18 protein-coding genes are annotated in these 17,855 nt (G+C 71.4%); 9 read left to right on the top strand and 9 right to left on the bottom strand.

Annotated features, from left to right (window positions below; translation table 11 throughout):
• Positions 1-39: 39 nt before the first annotated feature.
• Positions 40-804 (bottom strand): SDR family NAD(P)-dependent oxidoreductase, encoded by a 765-nt coding sequence (locus BGO15_RS10250; RefSeq protein WP_056209395.1) that lies wholly within the window; start codon positions 802-804, stop codon positions 40-42.
• 59 nt (positions 805-863) lie between these two features.
• Entirely contained in the window at positions 864-1,607 is a 744-nt protein-coding gene (thyX, locus tag BGO15_RS10245; RefSeq protein ID WP_045247597.1) for an FAD-dependent thymidylate synthase, read from the bottom strand.
• 93 nt (positions 1,608-1,700) lie between these two features.
• Here thyX and BGO15_RS10240 point away from each other — a divergent pair, with 93 nt between their 5' ends.
• The 4 genes from BGO15_RS10240 (at position 1,701) to BGO15_RS10225 (ending at position 4,053) form a co-directional block, all read left to right on the top strand.
• Positions 1,701-2,138 carry a TlpA family protein disulfide reductase gene (locus BGO15_RS10240; RefSeq protein WP_045247596.1) on the top strand — a complete coding sequence of 146 codons (438 nt, stop codon included), beginning with the start codon at positions 1,701-1,703 and terminating at the stop codon, positions 2,136-2,138.
• Positions 2,131-2,634, top strand: a complete 504-nt coding sequence (locus BGO15_RS10235) for a DUF4395 domain-containing protein (protein WP_056209398.1) — start codon at positions 2,131-2,133, stop codon at positions 2,632-2,634. The genes BGO15_RS10240 and BGO15_RS10235 overlap by 8 nt, the downstream gene beginning before the upstream one ends.
• Positions 2,635-2,726: 92 nt before the next feature.
• The gene (locus tag BGO15_RS10230) at positions 2,727-3,152 is read left to right on the top strand and encodes an OsmC family peroxiredoxin (protein ID WP_045247594.1); all 426 of its coding nucleotides are present in this window, start codon (positions 2,727-2,729) and stop codon (positions 3,150-3,152) included.
• Positions 3,145-4,053, top strand: a complete 909-nt coding sequence (locus BGO15_RS10225) for a TIGR01777 family oxidoreductase (protein ID WP_056209400.1) — start codon at positions 3,145-3,147, stop codon at positions 4,051-4,053. The genes BGO15_RS10230 and BGO15_RS10225 overlap by 8 nt, the downstream gene beginning before the upstream one ends.
• A 37-nt stretch (positions 4,054-4,090) precedes the next feature.
• On the opposite strand, the gene BGO15_RS10220 is transcribed toward BGO15_RS10225, so the two are convergent.
• Both BGO15_RS10220 and dapB read right to left on the bottom strand, forming a co-directional pair.
• A complete protein-coding gene (locus BGO15_RS10220) occupies positions 4,091-4,552 on the bottom strand; it encodes a hypothetical protein (protein ID WP_045247592.1) in 462 nt (153 codons plus the stop codon).
• Positions 4,549-5,367: a 4-hydroxy-tetrahydrodipicolinate reductase gene (gene dapB / locus BGO15_RS10215; protein ID WP_056209403.1), complete on the bottom strand. Its 819-nt coding sequence runs from the start codon at positions 5,365-5,367 to the stop codon at positions 4,549-4,551. The genes BGO15_RS10220 and dapB overlap by 4 nt, the downstream gene beginning before the upstream one ends.
• Positions 5,368-5,403: 36 nt before the next feature.
• On the opposite strand from dapB, the gene BGO15_RS10210 reads away from it, so the two are divergent.
• Entirely contained in the window at positions 5,404-5,868 is a 465-nt protein-coding gene (locus tag BGO15_RS10210; RefSeq protein WP_273190001.1) for a GNAT family N-acetyltransferase, read from the top strand.
• Between the two features lie 27 nt (positions 5,869-5,895).
• Here BGO15_RS10210 and BGO15_RS10205 read toward each other — a convergent pair whose 3' ends face one another.
• From BGO15_RS10205 to BGO15_RS10190, 4 genes are all read right to left on the bottom strand, one after another.
• Positions 5,896-6,498, bottom strand: a complete 603-nt coding sequence (locus BGO15_RS10205; RefSeq protein ID WP_056519501.1) for a histidine phosphatase family protein — start codon at positions 6,496-6,498, stop codon at positions 5,896-5,898.
• A 62-nt stretch (positions 6,499-6,560) separates the two neighbouring features.
• Positions 6,561-7,574 carry an aldo/keto reductase gene (locus BGO15_RS10200; protein ID WP_045247588.1) on the bottom strand — a complete coding sequence of 338 codons (1,014 nt, stop codon included), beginning with the start codon at positions 7,572-7,574 and terminating at the stop codon, positions 6,561-6,563.
• Positions 7,575-7,770: 196 nt separating this feature from the next.
• The gene (locus BGO15_RS10195; RefSeq protein ID WP_056209409.1) at positions 7,771-10,029 is read right to left on the bottom strand and encodes a polyribonucleotide nucleotidyltransferase; all 2,259 of its coding nucleotides are present in this window, start codon (positions 10,027-10,029) and stop codon (positions 7,771-7,773) included.
• Between the two features lie 329 nt (positions 10,030-10,358).
• The gene (locus tag BGO15_RS10190; protein ID WP_082483204.1) at positions 10,359-11,747 is read right to left on the bottom strand and encodes a cation:dicarboxylate symporter family transporter; all 1,389 of its coding nucleotides are present in this window, start codon (positions 11,745-11,747) and stop codon (positions 10,359-10,361) included.
• Positions 11,748-11,892: 145 nt separating this feature from the next.
• On the opposite strand from BGO15_RS10190, the gene BGO15_RS10185 reads away from it, so the two are divergent.
• From BGO15_RS10185 to BGO15_RS10175, 3 genes are read left to right on the top strand one after another with little or no spacing between them, the layout of a single operon-like run.
• Entirely contained in the window at positions 11,893-13,164 is a 1,272-nt protein-coding gene (locus tag BGO15_RS10185) for a sensor histidine kinase (protein ID WP_082486381.1), read from the top strand.
• Positions 13,161-13,844, top strand: a complete 684-nt coding sequence (locus BGO15_RS10180; protein ID WP_056519509.1) for a response regulator — start codon at positions 13,161-13,163, stop codon at positions 13,842-13,844. Before BGO15_RS10185 ends, BGO15_RS10180 begins: the two co-directional genes overlap by 4 nt.
• 47 nt (positions 13,845-13,891) lie before the next feature.
• Positions 13,892-15,109 carry an aggregation-promoting factor C-terminal-like domain-containing protein gene (locus BGO15_RS10175; protein WP_056519512.1) on the top strand — a complete coding sequence of 406 codons (1,218 nt, stop codon included), beginning with the start codon at positions 13,892-13,894 and terminating at the stop codon, positions 15,107-15,109.
• Between the two features lie 3 nt (positions 15,110-15,112).
• Here BGO15_RS10175 and BGO15_RS10170 read toward each other — a convergent pair whose 3' ends face one another.
• Positions 15,113-17,086: a GDSL-type esterase/lipase family protein gene (locus BGO15_RS10170; RefSeq protein WP_056209414.1), complete on the bottom strand. Its 1,974-nt coding sequence runs from the start codon at positions 17,084-17,086 to the stop codon at positions 15,113-15,115.
• 31 nt (positions 17,087-17,117) lie between these two features.
• On the opposite strand from BGO15_RS10170, the gene BGO15_RS10165 reads away from it, so the two are divergent.
• Complete coding sequence (locus BGO15_RS10165; protein ID WP_286748198.1) at positions 17,118-17,852, top strand: DedA family protein; 735 nt, start codon at positions 17,118-17,120, stop codon at positions 17,850-17,852.
• Positions 17,853-17,855 lie beyond the last annotated feature (3 nt).

Raw genomic sequence — 17,855 nt, 5'->3', positions numbered from 1 at the left:
CACAAGGCTATCGGTTCACACGGCCCTGGATTGCGGGAATCAGCGCCCCCGCTGGCCGATGCGGGCGGCGATCGCATCGGGGAGGAGCGCGGTCAGGCGCACCAGGATCTTGTACCGCAGCGACGGGATCGAGACGGACTTGCCACGGGCGACATCCCGCAACGATTCCGAGACGACGAGTGACGCATCGAGCCAGAGACCCGAGGGCACTCCTTCGTTCCCGGGCGCGAGCCCCATGCGCTCGTGGAAGCTCGTGTGCGTGAAGCCCGGGCAGACGGCGGTGACCGTCACGCCCCGAGGCGTGTACTGCACGTTCGCCCAGCGGCTGAACGAAATGAGCCAGCCCTTGCAGGCGCCGTAGGTCGAGCGCGGGAGGAAGCCGGCGACCGAGGCGACGTTGACGATGCGCCCGCGGCCGCGCTCGAGCATCGCGCCGAGGGCCGCGTGGGTCAGCCGCAGCGGCACCTCCACGTGGAGCTTCAGGTGGGAGACCTCGAGCTCGACGTCGTTGCGCTCGAACGCGAGCGGCAGACCGAACCCGGCGTTGTTGATCAGCAGCTCGATCGGACGAGCGCGATCGCGCAGGCGCGCCTCCACCTTCGCGCGCTCGCGACGCTTGAGAAGATCGACGGCCAGCGTCTCGACCTCGACACCGTAGCTGCCGCGCAGTTGGCTGGCGAGCTGCTCGAGCGCATCATGACTGCGGGCGACGAGCACGAGGGAGGCCCCGCGCTGCGCGAGCTGGCGAGCGTACTCGGCCCCGAGGCCCGCGCTCGCGCCGGTGATGAGAGCCGTGCGCGCCATGGCGCCAGCCTACGTGGTGCGCCCGCGCGTCACGAGCGGGCGGCCGGCCGCGGCATCCGTCAGGGGGCGACGCGCCCGTTCGCGGTGAACGCGGCGTGGGTGAGGGGCATGAGCTCGCGCCAGTACGCCTCCATCTGCTCCGCGCACATCTCGATCTCACGCTGCGGGAACGACGGGAACCGAGTGCCCTCGACCTTGGTGCGCAGCGAGAGGAAGTTCATCAGCGAGCGGGCGTTGACCGTCACGTACATCGACGAGTAGATGTTCAGCGGCAGCACGATGCGCGCGACCTCACGGGCGACGCCCGCCTCGAGCATGCGCTGATAGGCCTCGAAGGCGGCGATCGAGGCGGCCCGGGTCGTCTCGGCCACCAGCGCGACCTGCTCGTCGCTGCCGGGGAGGAACTCGTACGCGCCGGGCTTGCCGACCTGCAGCAGGTTGCGCTCGGGGCCGGGCACGTAGAACACCGGACGCAGCTCGCGGTAGCGGCCCGACTCCTCGTTGTAGCTCGCGATGCGGTGGCGCATGAACTCGCGGAACACAAAGATGGGCGCCTGCACGTAGAAGGTGAGCGAGTTGTGCTCGAACGGCGAGCCGTGACGGTCGCGCATCAGGTAGTTGATGAGGCCGCGATCACGGGGCGAGGCCTCCTCCCCGGATGCCGCAGACTCCAGCGTCTGCTCGCCCTGCGTCGACACCCGCGCGGCGAAGAGGACATCGGCGTCCGACGCGCTCGCACGCACGAGCTCGACGGTCACGTCGCTGCGGAACTGGATCTCGGGGCGCGCATCGGCATCGGTCACAGCCGACAGACTAGCGCCGCGGATTGTTACGCCGAGCTGTCACACTCCGTCGATCCGCCCCCACCCTCGGTCGTCGCGGGTACCGTTTCTCAGATGGATCCGATCATCGTCGCCCTCGTGCTCGTCGGCCTGGTGGCCGTGGCGAGCGTGTTCGGCGTGCTGTCGAAGCGGAGCCTCGGCCGATCCACGCGCATCGAGTCCGGGGATGTGGTCAACCCGCAGCGACTCGGGTTCGACGAGCTCGGCGAGCAGGCCACCCTCGTGCAGTTCTCCACCGAGTTCTGCGCGCGCTGCCCGGGCGTGCACCGGGCCCTCGGCGAGATCGCCGGCGCCCACCCGGGCGTGCGCCATGTCGACATCGACCTGACGCACCGTCCCGACATCGCGAAGCGCTTCAGCGTGCTGCAGACCCCCACAACCCTCATCCTCGACGGCTCCGGACGCGTGCGCACGCGCTTCACCGGCGCAGCCCCCCGCACCGCCGTCGAGCTGGAGCTCACCCGCCTTCAGAAGGAGAACACCCGTGTCTAACTCCCCCGCCGGGATCGATCCGCGCGGACCGCGGTTCGCGGCATCCATCACGACGGTGCTGCTGATCATCGACCTGTACCTGGCGCTGATCGGCACCGCGACCCAGACCGGCACCACCCTCGCGCAGCGCGTGACCGACCCGGCATTCCTACTGCTGGTCGTGATCGCGCTGCTGTTCCTGTGGAGCGTCGCCTCGCCGCGCACCGCCCCGTGGGGCGCACTGTTCCGCTCTGTCGTACGCCCGCGGCTGAAGCCCCCCACCGAGCTCGAGGACCCGCGCCCGCCGCGCTTCGCGCAGGGCGTAGGACTGTTCGTCAGCGTCGTCGGCATCGTGCTCCACCTGATCGGTGTGCCGTGGGCGCTGCCGATCGCCGCGGCGGCCGCCTTCGTCGCCGCATTCCTGAACGCGGTCTTCGGCCTGTGCCTCGGATGCGAGCTCTATCTGCTGCTGCAGCGCGCGGGCCTCATCGGTCGCCGCTCGACCGCGGCGGTCTGATCGACGTCAAGCCCCTCGTGCCCGTCGCCCGCCCCGCTTAGGCTGGCGACGGCGTCGGATCTCGGCGCGCCATCCGATCGAAGGAGCACCGCATGAGCGTCACCAGCGAAGCCAGCACGTCGTGGAAGGGCTCCCTCGCGGAGGGGTCCGGCGAGGTCGCGTTCGAGAGCTCCAACCAGGGACCGTTCGCGGTCAACTGGAAGGCCCGGTCTGAGGGATCGTCGTCGGTGACGACTCCCGAAGAGCTCATCGCCGCGGCACACTCCTCGTGCTTCAGCATGGCGTTCTCCCACGCCCTCACGCAGAACGGCACCCCGCCGGAGAGCATCGAGGCGACGGCATCCGTGACCTTCATCCCAGGCACCGGCATCACCGGCAGCCACCTCAACGTGCACGCGGTCGTGCCGGGCATCAGCGCCGAGGACTTCGACCGTCTCGCGGGCGAGGCGAAGGCCGGATGCCCCGTGTCCCAGGCCCTCTCGGGCATCGAGATCACCCTCGAGGCCACGCTTGCCTGACACCTCTGAACGGGTCGTGCTCGCCGGCGCGTCCGGGCTCATCGGATCGGCTCTCGCCGATGCGCTGCGTGCGGACGGCGTGCCGGTGACACGACTCGTCAGGCGCGATGCGACCGCACCCGACGAGGTGTCGTGGGCGCCCGAGACGGGCGGGCTCGATGAGTCCGTGCTGGCCGGGGCGCGCGCCGTGGTCTCCCTCGGAGGCGCGAGCGTCGGCAGGTTCCCGTGGTCGGCGTCGTACAAGCAGCAGCTGCGGCGGTCGCGCCTGGAACCCACCGAGACCCTGGCGGCCGCCCTCCTGCGTCTGGGAGCCGGCGCGCCCGCGTTCGTCTCCGCATCGGCCGTCGGCTACTACGGCTCGGAGCCGGGACAGGTGCTCACCGAGAGCTCGGCCGCCGGCGACACGTTCCTCGCCCGGCTCTGCGTCGACTGGGAGGCGGCCGCGGAGGCTGCTGCTTCCGTCACCCGGGTCGCGCTGCTGCGCACGGCTCCCGTCGTGCATCGCGACGGCGTGCTGAAGCCCCTGATCCTGCTGACCCGGTTCGGCCTCGGCGGCCCGATCGGCCGCGGCACGCAGTCGTGGCCGTGGATCTCGCTCGAGGACGAGGTGCGGGCGATCCGTGCGGTGATCGACGGCGAGATCTCAGGCCCCGTGAACCTCACGGGCCCGGCACGGGCGACCGCGAACGATCTGGGCTTCGCGCTGGCCCGGCGCATGAACCGGCCGTTCCTGCTACGGGCGCCGGCATGGGCGATGCGCCTCGTGCTCGGCGCCGACGCGACCGATGCGCTGCTCACGAGCGATGCCGACGTGCGCCCGCAGACCCTCCTCGACGCCGGGTTCACGTTCACTCACCCGACCGTCGACGACGCGGTCGCCGCCGCGGTACCGGCCGCCTGACGCCGCCGGCCGGAAACCGCCCCCGACGCGATCCCGGTCAGGTCGAGGGGATGCCGCGGCGTCCCCGCCGCTCGAGGGCGATCGCCCGACGGATCGCGGCGCGCGCCCGGCGCCGGTCGCCGGAGCCGTCGTACGCGAGCCCGAGGCGGTACCACGCCCGCCAGTCCTCGGGGGCCGCCTCGACCTCCTCGCGATAGCGCGGGAAGGCGGCGTCCGCCTCTGCCCGCACGACCCGTCCGCTCGGCAGCGTCGTGAGCTCTTCCTCGGGGAGATCCGCGTCGGATTCGAGGGTGCGTCCGAGCACCGCGGCGCGATGCCCGAACCACAGCTCCCGCCCGAGCGCCCAGACCGCGAGGAGCGGGAAGAAGATGAGGGCGACGCCGAGAGCGATCGCGATGGGCTCGCCGGTCGCGATGAACAGCACTGCCCGCTGCCCGACCAGAACGATGTAGAGAAGCAGTGCGGCGCTCATGATCGCGACGCCGATGCGGGTCGTCATACGTCTGTCGCCCGCGCGACCTGACCGGGCACGCCGTCGGCGATACCGGGGCCTGCCGTCGTCGGCGTGGCGCCGGGCAGACGGATGCCGAGGTCGATGAAGCTGTCGAGCCCGATCACGACGCCGCGGGCGTCGCGCGCCGCGCCGAGGGCCAGGCGGATGCCGGGAGCGTAGGCCGCGGCCGGGTCGGCCGTGTCGTGCACGATCGTGAGCGTCTCCCCCGGGCCGGACAGCATGACCTCCTGGCGTGCCACGACACCCGGGCGACGCAGCGAGTGCACCGGAACGCCCGCGACCCGCTGACCGCGCGCCCGCTGGTCGACGTGCGGCGCCTGCACCGGCCCCACCTCGGAGCGGGCCGCCGCGACCATCTCGGCCGTGCGCACGGCGGTGCCGCTCGGCGAGTCGACCTTGGTGTCGCGGTGGGCCTCGACGATCTCGATGGACGCGAAGAAGGGCGCCGCGACGGCGGCGAGCGCCGAGCCGACGACGGAGCCGAGCGAGAAGTTGGGGATGAACACGGCGCCGGTGCCCTGTGCGTCGACGAGCGGCCGCACCGCGGCGATGCGCTCGGCCGACCAGCCGCTCGTGCCGACGAGCACGTTGATGCCGCGTTCGATCGCGGCGCGGACGACGTCGATCGAGACGGCGGGGGTCGAGGCATCCACCACCAGGTCGGCGCCGTCGATCGCGGCGATGTCGTCGCGTGAGGAGAGCACCGCGTGCACGGCGAAGTCGGGCTCGGACTCGACGACCTCGAGGATGACGCGACCGAGCTTTCCGGTCCCGCCGACGATGGCGACGCGTGTGGTCATGGGATCAGCCTACGGGCGGCCGGTACGCTCGAGCGCATGGCCAGCGCCCGCGTCGTCTCCCCCGCCGATCCCGATGTGCACGCCCTGCTCGAGGAGTACTTCTCGATGCGCACCGACAGCTTCCCCGGCGGCGGCTACACCACGACCTTCCCCGATCCTGCGGCGTTCGTGGCGCCCGCGGGCGTGTTCCTCGCGATCGACGAGGACGGCGTCGCGGTCGGATGCGGCGGGGTGCGCCGCATCCCCGATGGTGAGGCCGGCATCCGGTACGAGGTGAAGAATGTCTTCGTCTCACCGACCGGCCGGGGGCGCGGGTGGGGACGCCTGCTGCTCGATGCCCTCGAGGACGAGGCGCGCCGGCTCGGCGCCACCGAGCTCGTGCTCGACACCCACCACTCTCTGACGGCGGCGGCAGGTCTCTACGACTCGAGCGGATTCGTCACGATCCCGCCCTACAACGACAACCCCAACGCGACGCGCTGGTACGGCAAGCGGCTCTGAGTGGCGAGCGGATGCCGCGGCATCCGCTCAGACCAGGGGCACCTCGGGCAGCCCCGTGCGCAGTTCGAACGGCAGGTGAGCGAGGTCGTTGTGCGACACGAGCACCCATGGACGGCCCGTGCGCTGAGCGAGCACGGTGAGGCCGCAGTTGGCCTGGTTGAGGGTCATCCATCGCCACTCGGGCGCCTCCATGACCTCCCGCACGAACCAGGCGATCACGACGTTGTGCGTGATGATCAGCTCGTGAGAGGCCTGCGGCTTGCGACTCAGGAACATCGCGGTCGCGTCGCCCATCTGCGCGCGCCCCGCATCGATCTCCTCCTCGCTCACCCCGCCGAAGAAGGGCTCGAAGATCGGCGGCATCTCGGGACTCGGACCGCTCGGAATGCAATCGAACAGCAGCGATGACGGTTGCCGGTCGATCGACGGCAGTCGTTCGGCGATCACCCGCGCCGTCTCAGCCGCGCGTAGCAGCGGCGAATGCCACACCGCATCGAATGGAACCCCCGAGAGGCGGTCGGCGATGAGCTCTGCCTGCCGGCGGCCGCGGGGCGAGAGCGGGCCGTCTTCAAGGCCGTGCTGAGCGTCCTGATGCTCACCGTGCCGCACGAGGTAGAGGTAGTGCGTCACGTCTCAGCTCTCTTCATCGGGATCCGGGGGCCGCAAGGCCGCCTTCCACCCTAATCGAGCTTTCAGTCGAGGGCGCGGGCGAGTTCGGCGAGGTGCGCGCGCGTCAGGCGCACCCCGACACCCTGCACGAGATCACTCACCTGATCGGCATCCTGCGCGTTCACGATGGGTGCCACGACCGAGCTCTGCGCGAGCAGCCAGGCGATCGCGATCGCCGCGTTCGACACGCCGAGCTCAGCGCCGATGCCGTCCATCGCCCGCAGCACACGGGTGCCGCGCCGGTTGAGGTTGGAGGCGAGCTGCGCGGCGCGCACGCTCAGCACGATGCGCTGGCGCTGCCTCTGCGCACCCGAGAGGAAGCCGTGCTCGAGCGGATGAGACGGGGTCAGCGCGATCTGCTGCGCACCGACGACGAGCCTCATGTCGCCTTCGAACTCGCTGCGCCTCACCAGGTTGTACGGCACGTCGGCCACCGTGAGACGCGGATAGCCCGCGGACGCGTAGATACGCGCCTCGACGAGAGCCTCGGGCCGCAGGCCGTACGCCCCCACCGCGCGCACCTTGCCCGCGCCGACGAGCCAGTCGACCGTGGCGAGCACCTCTTCGAGCGGAGTCGAATCGCGCGTCGCATCGAGGTAGAGCACGTCGATCACATCGATGCGCAGACGGGTGAGCGTCGCCTCGACGCCCCGCACGAGTGCCACCGGCCCGAGACCCGGGTGGTCTTCGTGCGCGCCCACTCTCGCGGTCACGACCACGCTCTCGCGCAGGCCCCGGGACTCGATCCAGCTGCCGACGATGTGCTCGCTGCGTCCGGCGCCGTAGCTGTCGGAGGTGTGCACCGCATTTCCGCCGAGCTCGACGTAGCGATCGAGCGCCTGGTGAGCGGTCGGCAGGTCGGTTGTCCACCCGAAGTCGCCGCCGCCGAGGATCAGCGGGAAGACGGAGAACCCTGATTCCCCGAGCGGAATACGAAGCCCGGCCCCCACGGCCGGACCCTGCACGGGGATCGGCGCCGACGGGTGCGGCGTCTCGGGCGCACGCGAGCGACCGAGGAGTCGGTCGTCCCAGGCCATGCGCAGCCCCCTTCTCGCGCCGGCGACGCGGTCGCCCCCCGCGCGTGATTCGAGGCTAGGGCACACCGGAGTACCCGAGGCGCTCCCACGCGTCCGAGGAGTGAACGCGCCATAACGCTTTGATCACGCCTCTTCCGGCCTGAAACGGCGACTGCCCGCCCGGAGAATCCGGGCGGGCAGTCGTCAGGGACGGTGATCAGTCCTCGACGGGAGCCTCTTCGGCATCCGCCGCGGCCTGGTCGTCGAGCACCGGCTCGAGCGACAGCTTGCCGCGGTCATCCACCTTCGTGATGCGCACGAGCAGCTTCTGACCGACCGAGAGGACGTCCTCGACGTTCTCGACACGCTTCCCACCGGCGAGCTTGCGCACCTCGCTGACGTGCAGCAGGCCGTCCTTGCCGGGAAGGAGCGAGATGAACGCACCGAAGGTCGCGATCTTCACGACCGTGCCCAGGAACTGCTCGCCGACCTCCGGGTTGTGAGGGTTGGCGATCGCGTTGACCTGCGCACGCGCGGCCTCGGCCGACGCGCCGTCGACAGCACCGATGTAGACGGTGCCGTCCTCCTCGATGGAGATGTCGGCGCCGGTCTCGTCCTGGATCGCGTTGATCGTCTTGCCCTTGGGGCCGATGAGCTCGCCGATCTTGTCGACCGGGATCTGCACGCTGATCACGCGCGGAGCGGTCGGCGCCATCTCATCCGGACCGTCGATCGCAGCCGTCAGCACCTCGAGGATGCGCAGACGCGCGTCCTTCGCCTGGGTGAGGGCGCCCGCGAGGACCTCCGACGGGATGCCGTCGAGCTTCGTGTCGAGCTGGATCGCCGTGACGAACTCGCTCGTTCCCGCGACCTTGAAGTCCATGTCGCCGAGCGCGTCCTCCGCGCCCAGGATGTCGGTCAGCGCCGCGTAGCGAGTGTGACCGTCGACCTCGTCGGAGACGAGACCCATCGCGATGCCCGCGACCGGAGCGCGCAGCGGCACACCGGCGTTCAGCAGCGACAGGGTCGAGGCGCACACCGAGCCCATCGACGTCGAGCCGTTCGATCCGAGGGCCTCGGAGACCTGACGGATCGCGTACGGGAACTCCTCGCGGGTCGGCAGCACCGGCACGAGCGCGCGCTCGGCGAGGAAGCCGTGCCCGATCTCGCGACGCTTCGGGCTGCCCACGCGGCCGGTCTCACCGGTCGAGTAGGGCGGGAAGTTGTAGTGGTGCATGTAGCGCTTGCTCGTCGTGGGCGACAGCGAGTCGATCTGCTGCTCCATCTTGAGCATGTTCAGCGTCGTGACACCCAGGATCTGAGTCTCACCGCGCTGGAAGATCGCGGAGCCGTGCACACGCGGGATGACCTCGACCTCGGCGTCCAGCGGACGGATGTCGGCGAGGCCGCGACCGTCGATGCGCACACCCTCGGAGAGGATGCGGCCGCGCACGATCTTCTTCGTGACCGACTTATAGGCGGCACCCACCTCGGCGAGGGCCGCGACCGGGAGCTCGCCCGCCTCGACGGCGGCGGCGACATCCGCCTTCACACGGTCCTTGATCGCGTCGTCGGCGTTCTGGCGCTCGATCTTGTCGGCGATCTGGTAGACGCCCTTGAGCTCGTCGTAGGAGCGGGCCGCGACGAAGTCGTAGACCTCGGGCGAGTAGGGCAGGAACACCGGGTAGGGCTGGATCTCCTTCGCGGCCGTGTTCGCCAGGGCGGTCTGGGCCGCGACGAGCTCGGTGATGAAGGGCTTGGCGGCCTCGAGACCCTGCGCGACGATCTCCTCGCTGGGCTTGGTGGCGCCGGCCTTGATGAGGTTCCAGCTGTGCTCGGTGGCCTCGGCCTCGACCATCATGATCGCGACGTCGCCGTCGGGAAGCACACGGCCGGCGACGACGAGGTCGAAGACGGCGTCTTCGAGGAGCTTGGCGGTCGGGAACGCGACCCACTGGTCGGCGTGCTCGCCGTGACCCGGGATGAGCGCGAGGCGGACACCGGCGATCGGGCCCGAGAACGGCAGGCCGGAGATCTGGGTGGAGGCCGACGCGGCGTTGATCGCGAGGGCGTCGTAGAACTCACCCGGGGCGATCGAGAGCACGGTGATGACGATCTGCACCTCGTTGCGCAGGCCGTCGACGAACGACGGGCGCAGCGGGCGGTCGATGAGACGGCAGACGAGGATCGCCTCGGTCGAGGGGCGGCCCTCGCGGCGGAAGAACGAGCCGGGGATCTTGCCGGCGGCGTACGAGCGCTCCTCGACGTCGACGGTCAGCGGGAAGAAGTCGAAGCCTTCACGCGGCTGCTTGCTGGCGCTGGTGGCCGACAGCAGCATCGTCTCCTCGTCGAGGTAGGCGGCGACCGAACCCTGCGCCTGCTGGGCGAGGCGTCCGGTCTCGAAGCGGATGGTGCGGGTGCCGAAGCGGCCGTTGTCGAGGACGGCTTCGGTCGCGGTGATTTCAGGACCTTCCAAGAGGTCTCTCCTTCTTTGTTTATCCTCGCGGGCGCGTGTCGCCGGCGAGGGCATGCGAAGGAGCAGGAACAGGCAGTTATGAGCGCGGGCAGTGTGATGCCTAACGCCTGCGCTGGCCACCAGTAGAAGATCACCCGCCGCCGGGGCCGCAGCATCCGGATCGAGGAACCCACCACAGGGGACCAGCTTCCTGCCGGCCTGCTCCTGTGCTCGCGTGTGCGAGCAGGTGTTCAGTTGTGAGGATGCCGCAGAGGCATCCGCGCCGATCTTACCAGTCCGGCCCGTCTGAGCGGGGGTGCGGATACGGACACCCGCACCCCCGCTGCCGTTCAGCGCACGCCCGCGGGGATGCGCTCGGGCGCAGGCTCGGCCACCGGGGTGGCACCTGCCGGGCCGTGGTCGTCGCCGACGCCGCCCGAGAACGGCAGCTCGCCGCGCAGCACTCGGCGCATCCGGTCGGCGTCGATCTGCTTGGTCCAGGTGCCGATGAGCACCGTCGCGACGGCGTTGCCGGTGAAGTTCGTGACCGCCCGCCCCTCGGACATGAACCGGTCGATGCCGACGATGACGCCGACGCCGCCGACGAGGTCCGGGCGGAACGCCTGAAGTCCGCCCGCGAGGGTTGCGAGACCGGCGCCGGTGACGCCCGCCGCACCCTTGGACGCGATGATCATGAACACCAGCAGGCTGATCTGCTCACCGATCGACATCGGCGTGCCCATGCCCGTCGCGATGAACAGCGACGCCATCGTGAGGTAGATCGCCGTGCCGTCCAGATTGAACGAGTACCCGGTCGGCACCGTGATGCCGACGACCGGCTTCGAGACGCCGAGGTGCTCCATCTTGGCGATCAGCCGCGGCAGCGCCGACTCGCTCGAGGAGGTGCCGACGATCAACAGGTACTCGCTGCCGAGGTAGCGGATCAGCGAGAACACGTTGACGCGGGCGACGACGGCGAGCAGGGAGCCGAGCACGACCGCGATGAACAGGAAGCACGTGACGTAGAACGCCACGAGCACCACGCCGAGGCTCAGGATCGCCTGCACGCCGGTCTTGCCGACCACCGCCGCTATGGCACCGAACGCGCCCACCGGGGCGAGCCACAGGATCATTCCCAGCACCCGGAACACGAGCGCCTGGAGGTTCTTGACGAAGTCCATGATGGGCTTGCCCCGCTCCCCCATGCCCTGCAGCGCGAAGCCGACGAGCAGCGCGAGGAACAGCACCTGCAGGACGCTGCCGCCGGTGAACGCCGAGAAGAAGGTGGTCGGGATGATGCCGAGGATGAAGTCCTGCGTGCTCGTGCCCTCGGTGCTCGGCGCCGTATAGGTCGCGCCCTTGATGTTCAGGCCCTCGCCCGGGTGGATGAGGTTGCCGACGACGAGGCCGATCGCGAGTGCGAACGTCGACATCGCGAGGAAGTAGACGAGGGCGAGACCGCCGATCTTGCCGACCGTCGCGGCCTTCGCGATCGAGCCGACCCCGACCACGATCGTGCAGAAGATGATCGGCGCGATCATCATCTTGATGAGGCTCACGAAGCCGGTGCCGATCGGCTCGAGCGCCCGGGCGAACCCGGGGGCGGCGAGCCCGAGGATCGCACCCAGCACGACGGCGGCGATGACCGCCACGTAGAGCCAGGTGTGCTTGTCGAGGCGCCGCAGCCGCGGAGGCGGAGCGGGGAGGGCGATGCCGGTGGTGCGGGGAATGCGAGCCATGAGGGCCTCCAGGGTCGAAACGTCGTCGTCTCACCCACGCGAGCCGCGCGGGGTGTGCCCAGCGTCGGCGGGGGGGCGCGGCATCCGGAACTTATGGTCGTAGTGAACGCGCCCCCACCCGGCGCTGATCGGGGAGGATCGGACCGTGGCGATTCGACGACGAGCGCGCAGCGCGGCATCCGTGGTGTTCGTCGCGCTCGTGATCGCGGTCATCGTGGTCACCGCCGCTCTCGCGGCGGTGCTGCTGTGGACGACGCAGCAGTCGGTGACCGCCGAGTCGGAGCGCGTCACCCGCACCCTGGCAGTCGCGCTGGCCGACACGCCCGCGGTGCAGAACGCGCTCGCCGACGACACCCGCACGGCCGCGACGGCGGTCCTGCAGCCGGTCGCCGCACGGGTCATGACGGATGCCCGCATCGACTTCATCACGATCATGGAGCCCGACGGCACCCGCGTCACCCATCGCGACGTGTCGGTGATCGGCGAGACCTACATCGGCACGATCCCGCAGCCGCCGGCGACCTTCACCGAGGAGTACACCGGCACGCTCGGCCCGTCGCTGCGCACCATCACGCCCGTGTACGACGACGGACGGCTGGTGGGGTGGGTGTCGGTCGGGGTCACGACCGGCAGCATCGGCGCACTCTTCCTCGAGCGGCTCCCCGTCGTCGCGATCGCCGCGATCGTGGCCGTCGCCGCCGGCTTCGCCGTCGCGCTCGTCGTGCGCCGGGTGACTCGACGCGTGACCGGCGACCTGTCGGCCCGGGGCGTGCGCGAGACCCTCTCCTCGTACGAGTCGATGCGCACGCTCGGCGAGGCCCTGCGTGCGCAGACCCACGAGCACGGCAACCGCATGCACACCGCCGCCTCCCTGGTGGAGCTCGGCCGCATCGACGAGGCGATCGCGCTCCTGACCGAGGCGTCGCGGCAGTCGCAGGCGCTCGTCGACGTCGCCGCAGGCACGTCCGGCGACCCGGCGGTGGGAGCGCTGCTGCTGGGCAAGGCGTCCCAGGCGGCGGAGCGGGGCATCCGCTGGGAGACCCACATCGATGCGGAGGCTCCCGGCGGCCTCCTGCCGCCGATGGAGATGGTGTCGCTGGTCGGCAACCTCGTCGACAATGCGCTGGATGCCGCGGCTGCGGGCCTCACACCCCGATGGGTGTCGACGCGGCTGAGCCCCGACGTATCGGGTACGGGTCTCATCATCGAGGTCGCCGACAGCGGGGCCGGGGTGCCGGCGGAACTGCGCGAGCGCATCTTCCAGCGCGGGTTCTCGACGAAGGCCGCGAGCGCGGGCGGACGCGGGGTCGGCCTGGCGCTTGTCGGCGCCCTCGTGCGCGACGCGGGCGGCACGGTCGAGATCGGCACGACGCCGAGCCGGTTCACCGTGACGCTGCCGGGCGGAGGCGCCGCGTGATCGGCGTGATGATCGTCGACGACGAGGCGCTCACCCTCGAGCTGCACCGGTCGTACGTCGAACGACTGCCCGGTTTCGAGGTCGTCGCCGAGTGCACGTCAGCGCGCGCAGCCCACCGAGCGCTGGTCGAGCAGCCGCCGCCGGGCGGAATCGACCTGGTCCTGCTGGACGTCACCATGCCCGACGGCACCGGCGTGGACGTGCTGCGCCAGGCTCGCGCCGCCGGCGTCGACGTGGACGTCGTTGCGGTCACGAGCGTGCGCGACGCCGAGGTCGTGCGGCAGATGGTCGCTCTCGGTGCGGTGCAGTACCTGGTGAAGCCGTTCACCTTCGCGGCGTTCCGCGAACGGGTCGAGCCGTTCCGCGACTATCGCGAGCGTGTCGCGTCGGCGACGGGTGCGGCCACCCAGAGCGAGATCGACGGCGTGCTCGGCGCGTCGCGGCCGCGGGTCGCGGCATCCCTTCCGAAGGGGCTCGCCGAGACCTCGCTGCGGCGGGTCATCGATGCGGTGCGCGAACACGGGCCGCTCTCGGCCGCCGAGGCCGGCGAACTGCTCGGGATGTCGCGGGTGTCGGCGCGCCGCTACCTCGAGCACCTGGCCGGGGAAGGGCGCATCGAGCGCGCCGCCCGGTACGGCAGCCCGGGTCGTCCCGAGTCGGAGTACCGCTGGGTGCGGTGAGGCGCACGAGGTGGCGGGGTCCCGTCGAGCCGGTTAGCGTCGGTCACATGGTGGGATCGATCGGGCACATCGCTCACCGCGCCGGCGCGGTCGCGGTGGCCGCGGTGCTCGGGCTCGTGGTGGGAATCTCCGCACCGACCGCGGCCGACGGCGCGGAGAACGATCCCACGTGGGCGCAGGTGCAGGCGGCCAAGTCATCGGTGGCCGCGACGCAGGCCGAGATCGCCACGATCCAGCAGATCCTCGCGAGCGCGCAGCAGGAGGCGGCGGCGACCTCGACCGCGGCGATGACGGCCACGGCAGCCGCCGATGCGGCCGCCGCCGAGCTCGCGACCGCGACCGCGCGCGCCGACGACCTGGCGGCGCAGAGCGCGACAGCGGATGCCGCGGCCCGCCGCGCCACCACTGCGGCCGCGACACTCGCAGCCACCCTCTACCGCACGCAGACCGACGGCCCGGTGCTCGCGCGGCTGCTGACGAGCGCCGACCCGACCGACCTGCTCTCCCGACTCTCTCTGCTCGATCGCCTCGGCGCGACCTGGCAGGTCGTGCTCGGCGAGGCGACCCGCACGGCCGGCCTTGCATCGACGCTGCGCACGCAGGCGGATGCCGCGCAGGCAGCTCGCGCGCAGGCGGCCGATGCGGCGACGGCCACCGCGCAGGCCGCGCAGGCCGCGGCGGCGGCGGATGCGGCATCCGTCAGCCGCACCCTCGCACGGCAGGCGACGCTCATCGCCCAGCTCGCCTCGCTGAAGAACACGTCGGCCGCACTCGAGCAGCAGTACCTGCTCGCGCAGCAGGTCGCGGCGCAACCGCCGCAGACGGCACCGAGCGGCGGGTCTGGGTCGGGGTCGAGCGGGGCGGGGTCCGGGTCGGGCGGGTCAGGGTCAACCGGCGGGGCGGGATCAGGCGGGTCGGGTTCCGGGTCGTCCGGCGGCACCGACTACGGTGTCGTCGTCGATCCGGCCGGCGCGCAGGCCTACGCCCGGGGCGCGATAGGGGCGTACGGCTGGGGATCCGACCAGTTCTCGTGCCTCGTGTCGCTGTGGAATCGCGAATCGGGCTGGCGGGCGAACGCCCTGAACCCCTCGAGCGGGGCGTATGGCATCCCGCAGGCGCTGCCGGGCTCGAAGATGGCCACCGCCGGAGCCGACTGGCGCACCAACGGCAACACGCAGATCAATTGGGGCCTCGCCTACATCAGCGCGCGCTACGGCTCCCCCTGCGGTGCGTGGGCGCACTCGCAGGCGACCGGCTGGTACTGAGCCTCAGACGCGGCCTCGCACGCCGTCACCGCCGACCGGAAGGTCGACGTAGTCGTCGTGCTTGGCCGACAACCCGTCCCCCGCGGTGCGCCCATGCAGGCGGCGCCAGATCCACGGCAGCGCGTGCCGGCGAAGCCAGCCGTGCGGATCCGGGGCGTCGTCGTCGGCGTGAAGTGCGGCATCGAGCCCGCCGAGCGCCTCGGCATCGGGCACCCCCAGCGCTTCCGCCGCCCGGTACGCGAGGAAGCGGTGGCCGCGGGAGCGCATGTGCACCTTGTCGTCGGCCCACATGTCGAGGTCGCCGAGCGCCGGATGCGCCTCGGTGTCGAGCAGCATCGACCCGGTGTCGCGGGCGATGCGCCGCAGCTCCGAGGCGTAGACGGCGAACCGTCGCGCGAACAGCCGCGCCGCGCGGCGCCGCGGAAGGAAGGGAGTGACCAGCAGCACGTCGACGCCGGCGTCCCGCAGGCGACGCACCTGCGCCTCGAGGCGGGCGGCGAGCGCGAGCGGGTCGGCGCCGTGCCCGACGAGGTCGTTGGCCCCCATGAGGATCGACACGAGGTCCGGGCGCAGGCCGAGGGCTCGGGTGACCTGATCGGTCTCGAGGTCGCGCACGCGGCGGCTGCGCACCGCGAGGTTTGCGAACCGGAACGGCGCGGCGCCCGCCGATCCGTGCGCGAGCAGCATCGCGAGCCGGTCGGCCCAGCCCCGGTACATCCCGGCCGGCATACGGGAGGTGTCGCACAGGCCCTCGGTGATCGAGTCGCCGAGGGCGACGTAGCGGTGCCACGCGATCGGATGCGGCGCGGGGGCCGTGCGTGCGACGGTCTCCGGGCGGATCGCGGCGCGCACGAAGAGCGCGTCATCGATGCGTCGCATGTCCCGAGCCTCGTCGTAGTGCTGCACGAGCCGGCCGACGAGCGCGCTCCATGTGCGCTCCCTCACGCCTTCGCGCGCCGCCCGGGAGAACGCGCGGCGTTTTGCGTCGTCGCCGACGAGATCCTCGACCCGGGCGCGCAGGTCGCCGAGGTCTCCCGGCCGATAGAGCCAGCCGTCGAGGCTCGAGTGCACGAGGTCCACCGGGCCGCCGCGCCCGGTCGCGACGACCGGCACCCCGCTCGCGAGCGCCTCCTGGATGGTCTGACCGAAGGTCTCACTCTCCCCCGGGTGGACGAAGACGTCGAAGCTCGCGACCGCGCGGGCGAGATCGTCGCCACCCAGGTGGCCGAGGAACATCGCGCGCGGCAGCTCGCGTTCGAGCTGCGCCCGCGAGGGCCCGTCGCCGACGATGACGAGCCGGGTGCCGGGGATGTCGGCGACGGCCCGCAGGTCCTCCACCTGCTTCTCGGGCGCGAGACGCCCGACGTAGCCGATGAGCTGCTCGCCGGGGGCCGTGCGCGCGCGCCACAGATCGCTGCGCCGCTCGGGCGCGAATCGCTCGGCGTCGACGCCGCGCCCCCACATCCGCACCCGGTCGACGCCCAGCTCGTTCAGCTGTGCGATCGAGGCGGTCGAGGGCGCGAGAGTCGAGGTCGCGCGACGGTGCAGGCGTGTGACGTGGCCTTCGACGAGGGCGGTCGCCTTCGGCAGGCCGTATTTCCGGGCGTAGGCGACGACGTCGGTCTGGTAGATCGCGACCGACGGCAGGTGCAGACCGTCGGCGGCGACGAGCGCCTGCCAGCCCAGCACGAAGGGCGATGCGAGGTGAACGACGTCCGGCTGGAAGTCGCGGAGGATCCCGGCGATGCGGGCGGCCCGCGCGAACACGAGACGCACCTGCGGATAGGAGGGCATCGGCACCGATCGCAGCAGCTCGGTGCGGGCGGCATCGACGGCGCCGATCGTGTCGGGCGCCTTCGGGGCGATGACGAGGGTCTCGTGCCCGGCCTCGCCCAGGTGCCGCAGCACGTGGAGCACAGAGCCGGTGACCCCGTTCATGTGGGGGAGGAAGGATTCAGCGACCAGCGCGACTCTCACGACACCAGGGTGGGGTGCCTACGACACGCGGATGCCCCGAATCGGCCGCGATCGCCGAGTGTTCACCCAGGTTCCCACCGCCGGTCACCGAGGGTTCCCCGACGTGTCGACTCCCGCCTGGGATCGTGGGCATCCGATGGTCGACGACTGGCTGACCGGGCTCGCCGAGAGCCCGTGGGCGCTCCCCCTGCTGGCCGCGCTCGTGTTCGGCGACGCCTTCCTGGTGGTCCTCCCCGGGGAGACCGCGGTGACGGCGTTCGGCGCGCTGGCGGTGGCCACGGGGCATCCGTTCATCGTCGCGGTGATCCTGGTCGCGGCTGTCGCCGCATTCGCCGGCGACACGTGCTGCTACCTGATCGGGCGCACGGTCGGGCTCGATCGATGGCGATGGATGCAGCGGCCGAAGATCCGCGCGGCGTTCGATTGGGCGCGGGCCCGACTGCACCGACGCGCGGGGGCCGTGGTGTTCACCGCCCGGTTCATCCCGTTCGCCCGCCTCGCCGTGAATCTCGTCGCCGGGGCGTCCCACGTGCCCGCCGCTCGCTATCTCGGCGTGACGGGAACGGCCGCCCTCGGATGGGCGGCATATCAGGCGCTCATCGGGGCGGCCGCAGCGGTGCTGCTGCCGGGCGGCCCGATCGTCGCCGTGCTCGTCTCGATCGTGGTCGCGCTGGCGATCGGGTTCGTCGTCGATGCTGCGCTCGCGCGGCGCGGGGTCGTGCCGACCGCGCCCGCAGACACGCCACCGGCCGACCCACTAGGGTGAGCG

This window comes from Microbacterium sp. 71-23 (assembly GCF_001897265.1).
In the GTDB taxonomy this organism is placed as follows: Bacteria; Actinomycetota; Actinomycetes; order Actinomycetales; family Microbacteriaceae; genus Microbacterium; species Microbacterium ginsengisoli.
The sequence above is the reverse complement of the archived record's forward strand: the minus strand, read 5'-3'. Positions and strand labels throughout refer to the sequence as shown.

Bases quoted from the DNA above. Each gene is read 5' to 3' on its own strand.
- BGO15_RS10190 (WP_082483204.1), bottom strand. From the start codon at position 11,747: ATGGCTCGCATTCCCCGCACCACCGGCATCGCCCTCCCCGCTCCGCCT.
- BGO15_RS10220 (WP_045247592.1), bottom strand. From the start codon at position 4,552: ATGACGACCCGCATCGGCGTCGCGATCATGAGCGCCGCACTGCTTCTC.
- BGO15_RS10165 (WP_286748198.1), top strand. From the start codon at position 17,118: ATGCCCCGAATCGGCCGCGATCGCCGAGTGTTCACCCAGGTTCCCACC.
- BGO15_RS10250 (WP_056209395.1), bottom strand. From the start codon at position 804: ATGGCGCGCACGGCTCTCATCACCGGCGCGAGCGCGGGCCTCGGGGCC.
- BGO15_RS10230 (WP_045247594.1), top strand. From the start codon at position 2,727: ATGAGCGTCACCAGCGAAGCCAGCACGTCGTGGAAGGGCTCCCTCGCG.
- BGO15_RS10175 (WP_056519512.1), top strand. From the start codon at position 13,892: ATGGTGGGATCGATCGGGCACATCGCTCACCGCGCCGGCGCGGTCGCG.
- BGO15_RS10200 (WP_045247588.1), bottom strand. From the start codon at position 7,574: ATGGCCTGGGACGACCGACTCCTCGGTCGCTCGCGTGCGCCCGAGACG.
- BGO15_RS10210 (WP_273190001.1), top strand. From the start codon at position 5,404: ATGGCCAGCGCCCGCGTCGTCTCCCCCGCCGATCCCGATGTGCACGCC.
- dapB (WP_056209403.1), bottom strand. From the start codon at position 5,367: ATGACCACACGCGTCGCCATCGTCGGCGGGACCGGAAAGCTCGGTCGC.
- BGO15_RS10240 (WP_045247596.1), top strand. From the start codon at position 1,701: ATGGATCCGATCATCGTCGCCCTCGTGCTCGTCGGCCTGGTGGCCGTG.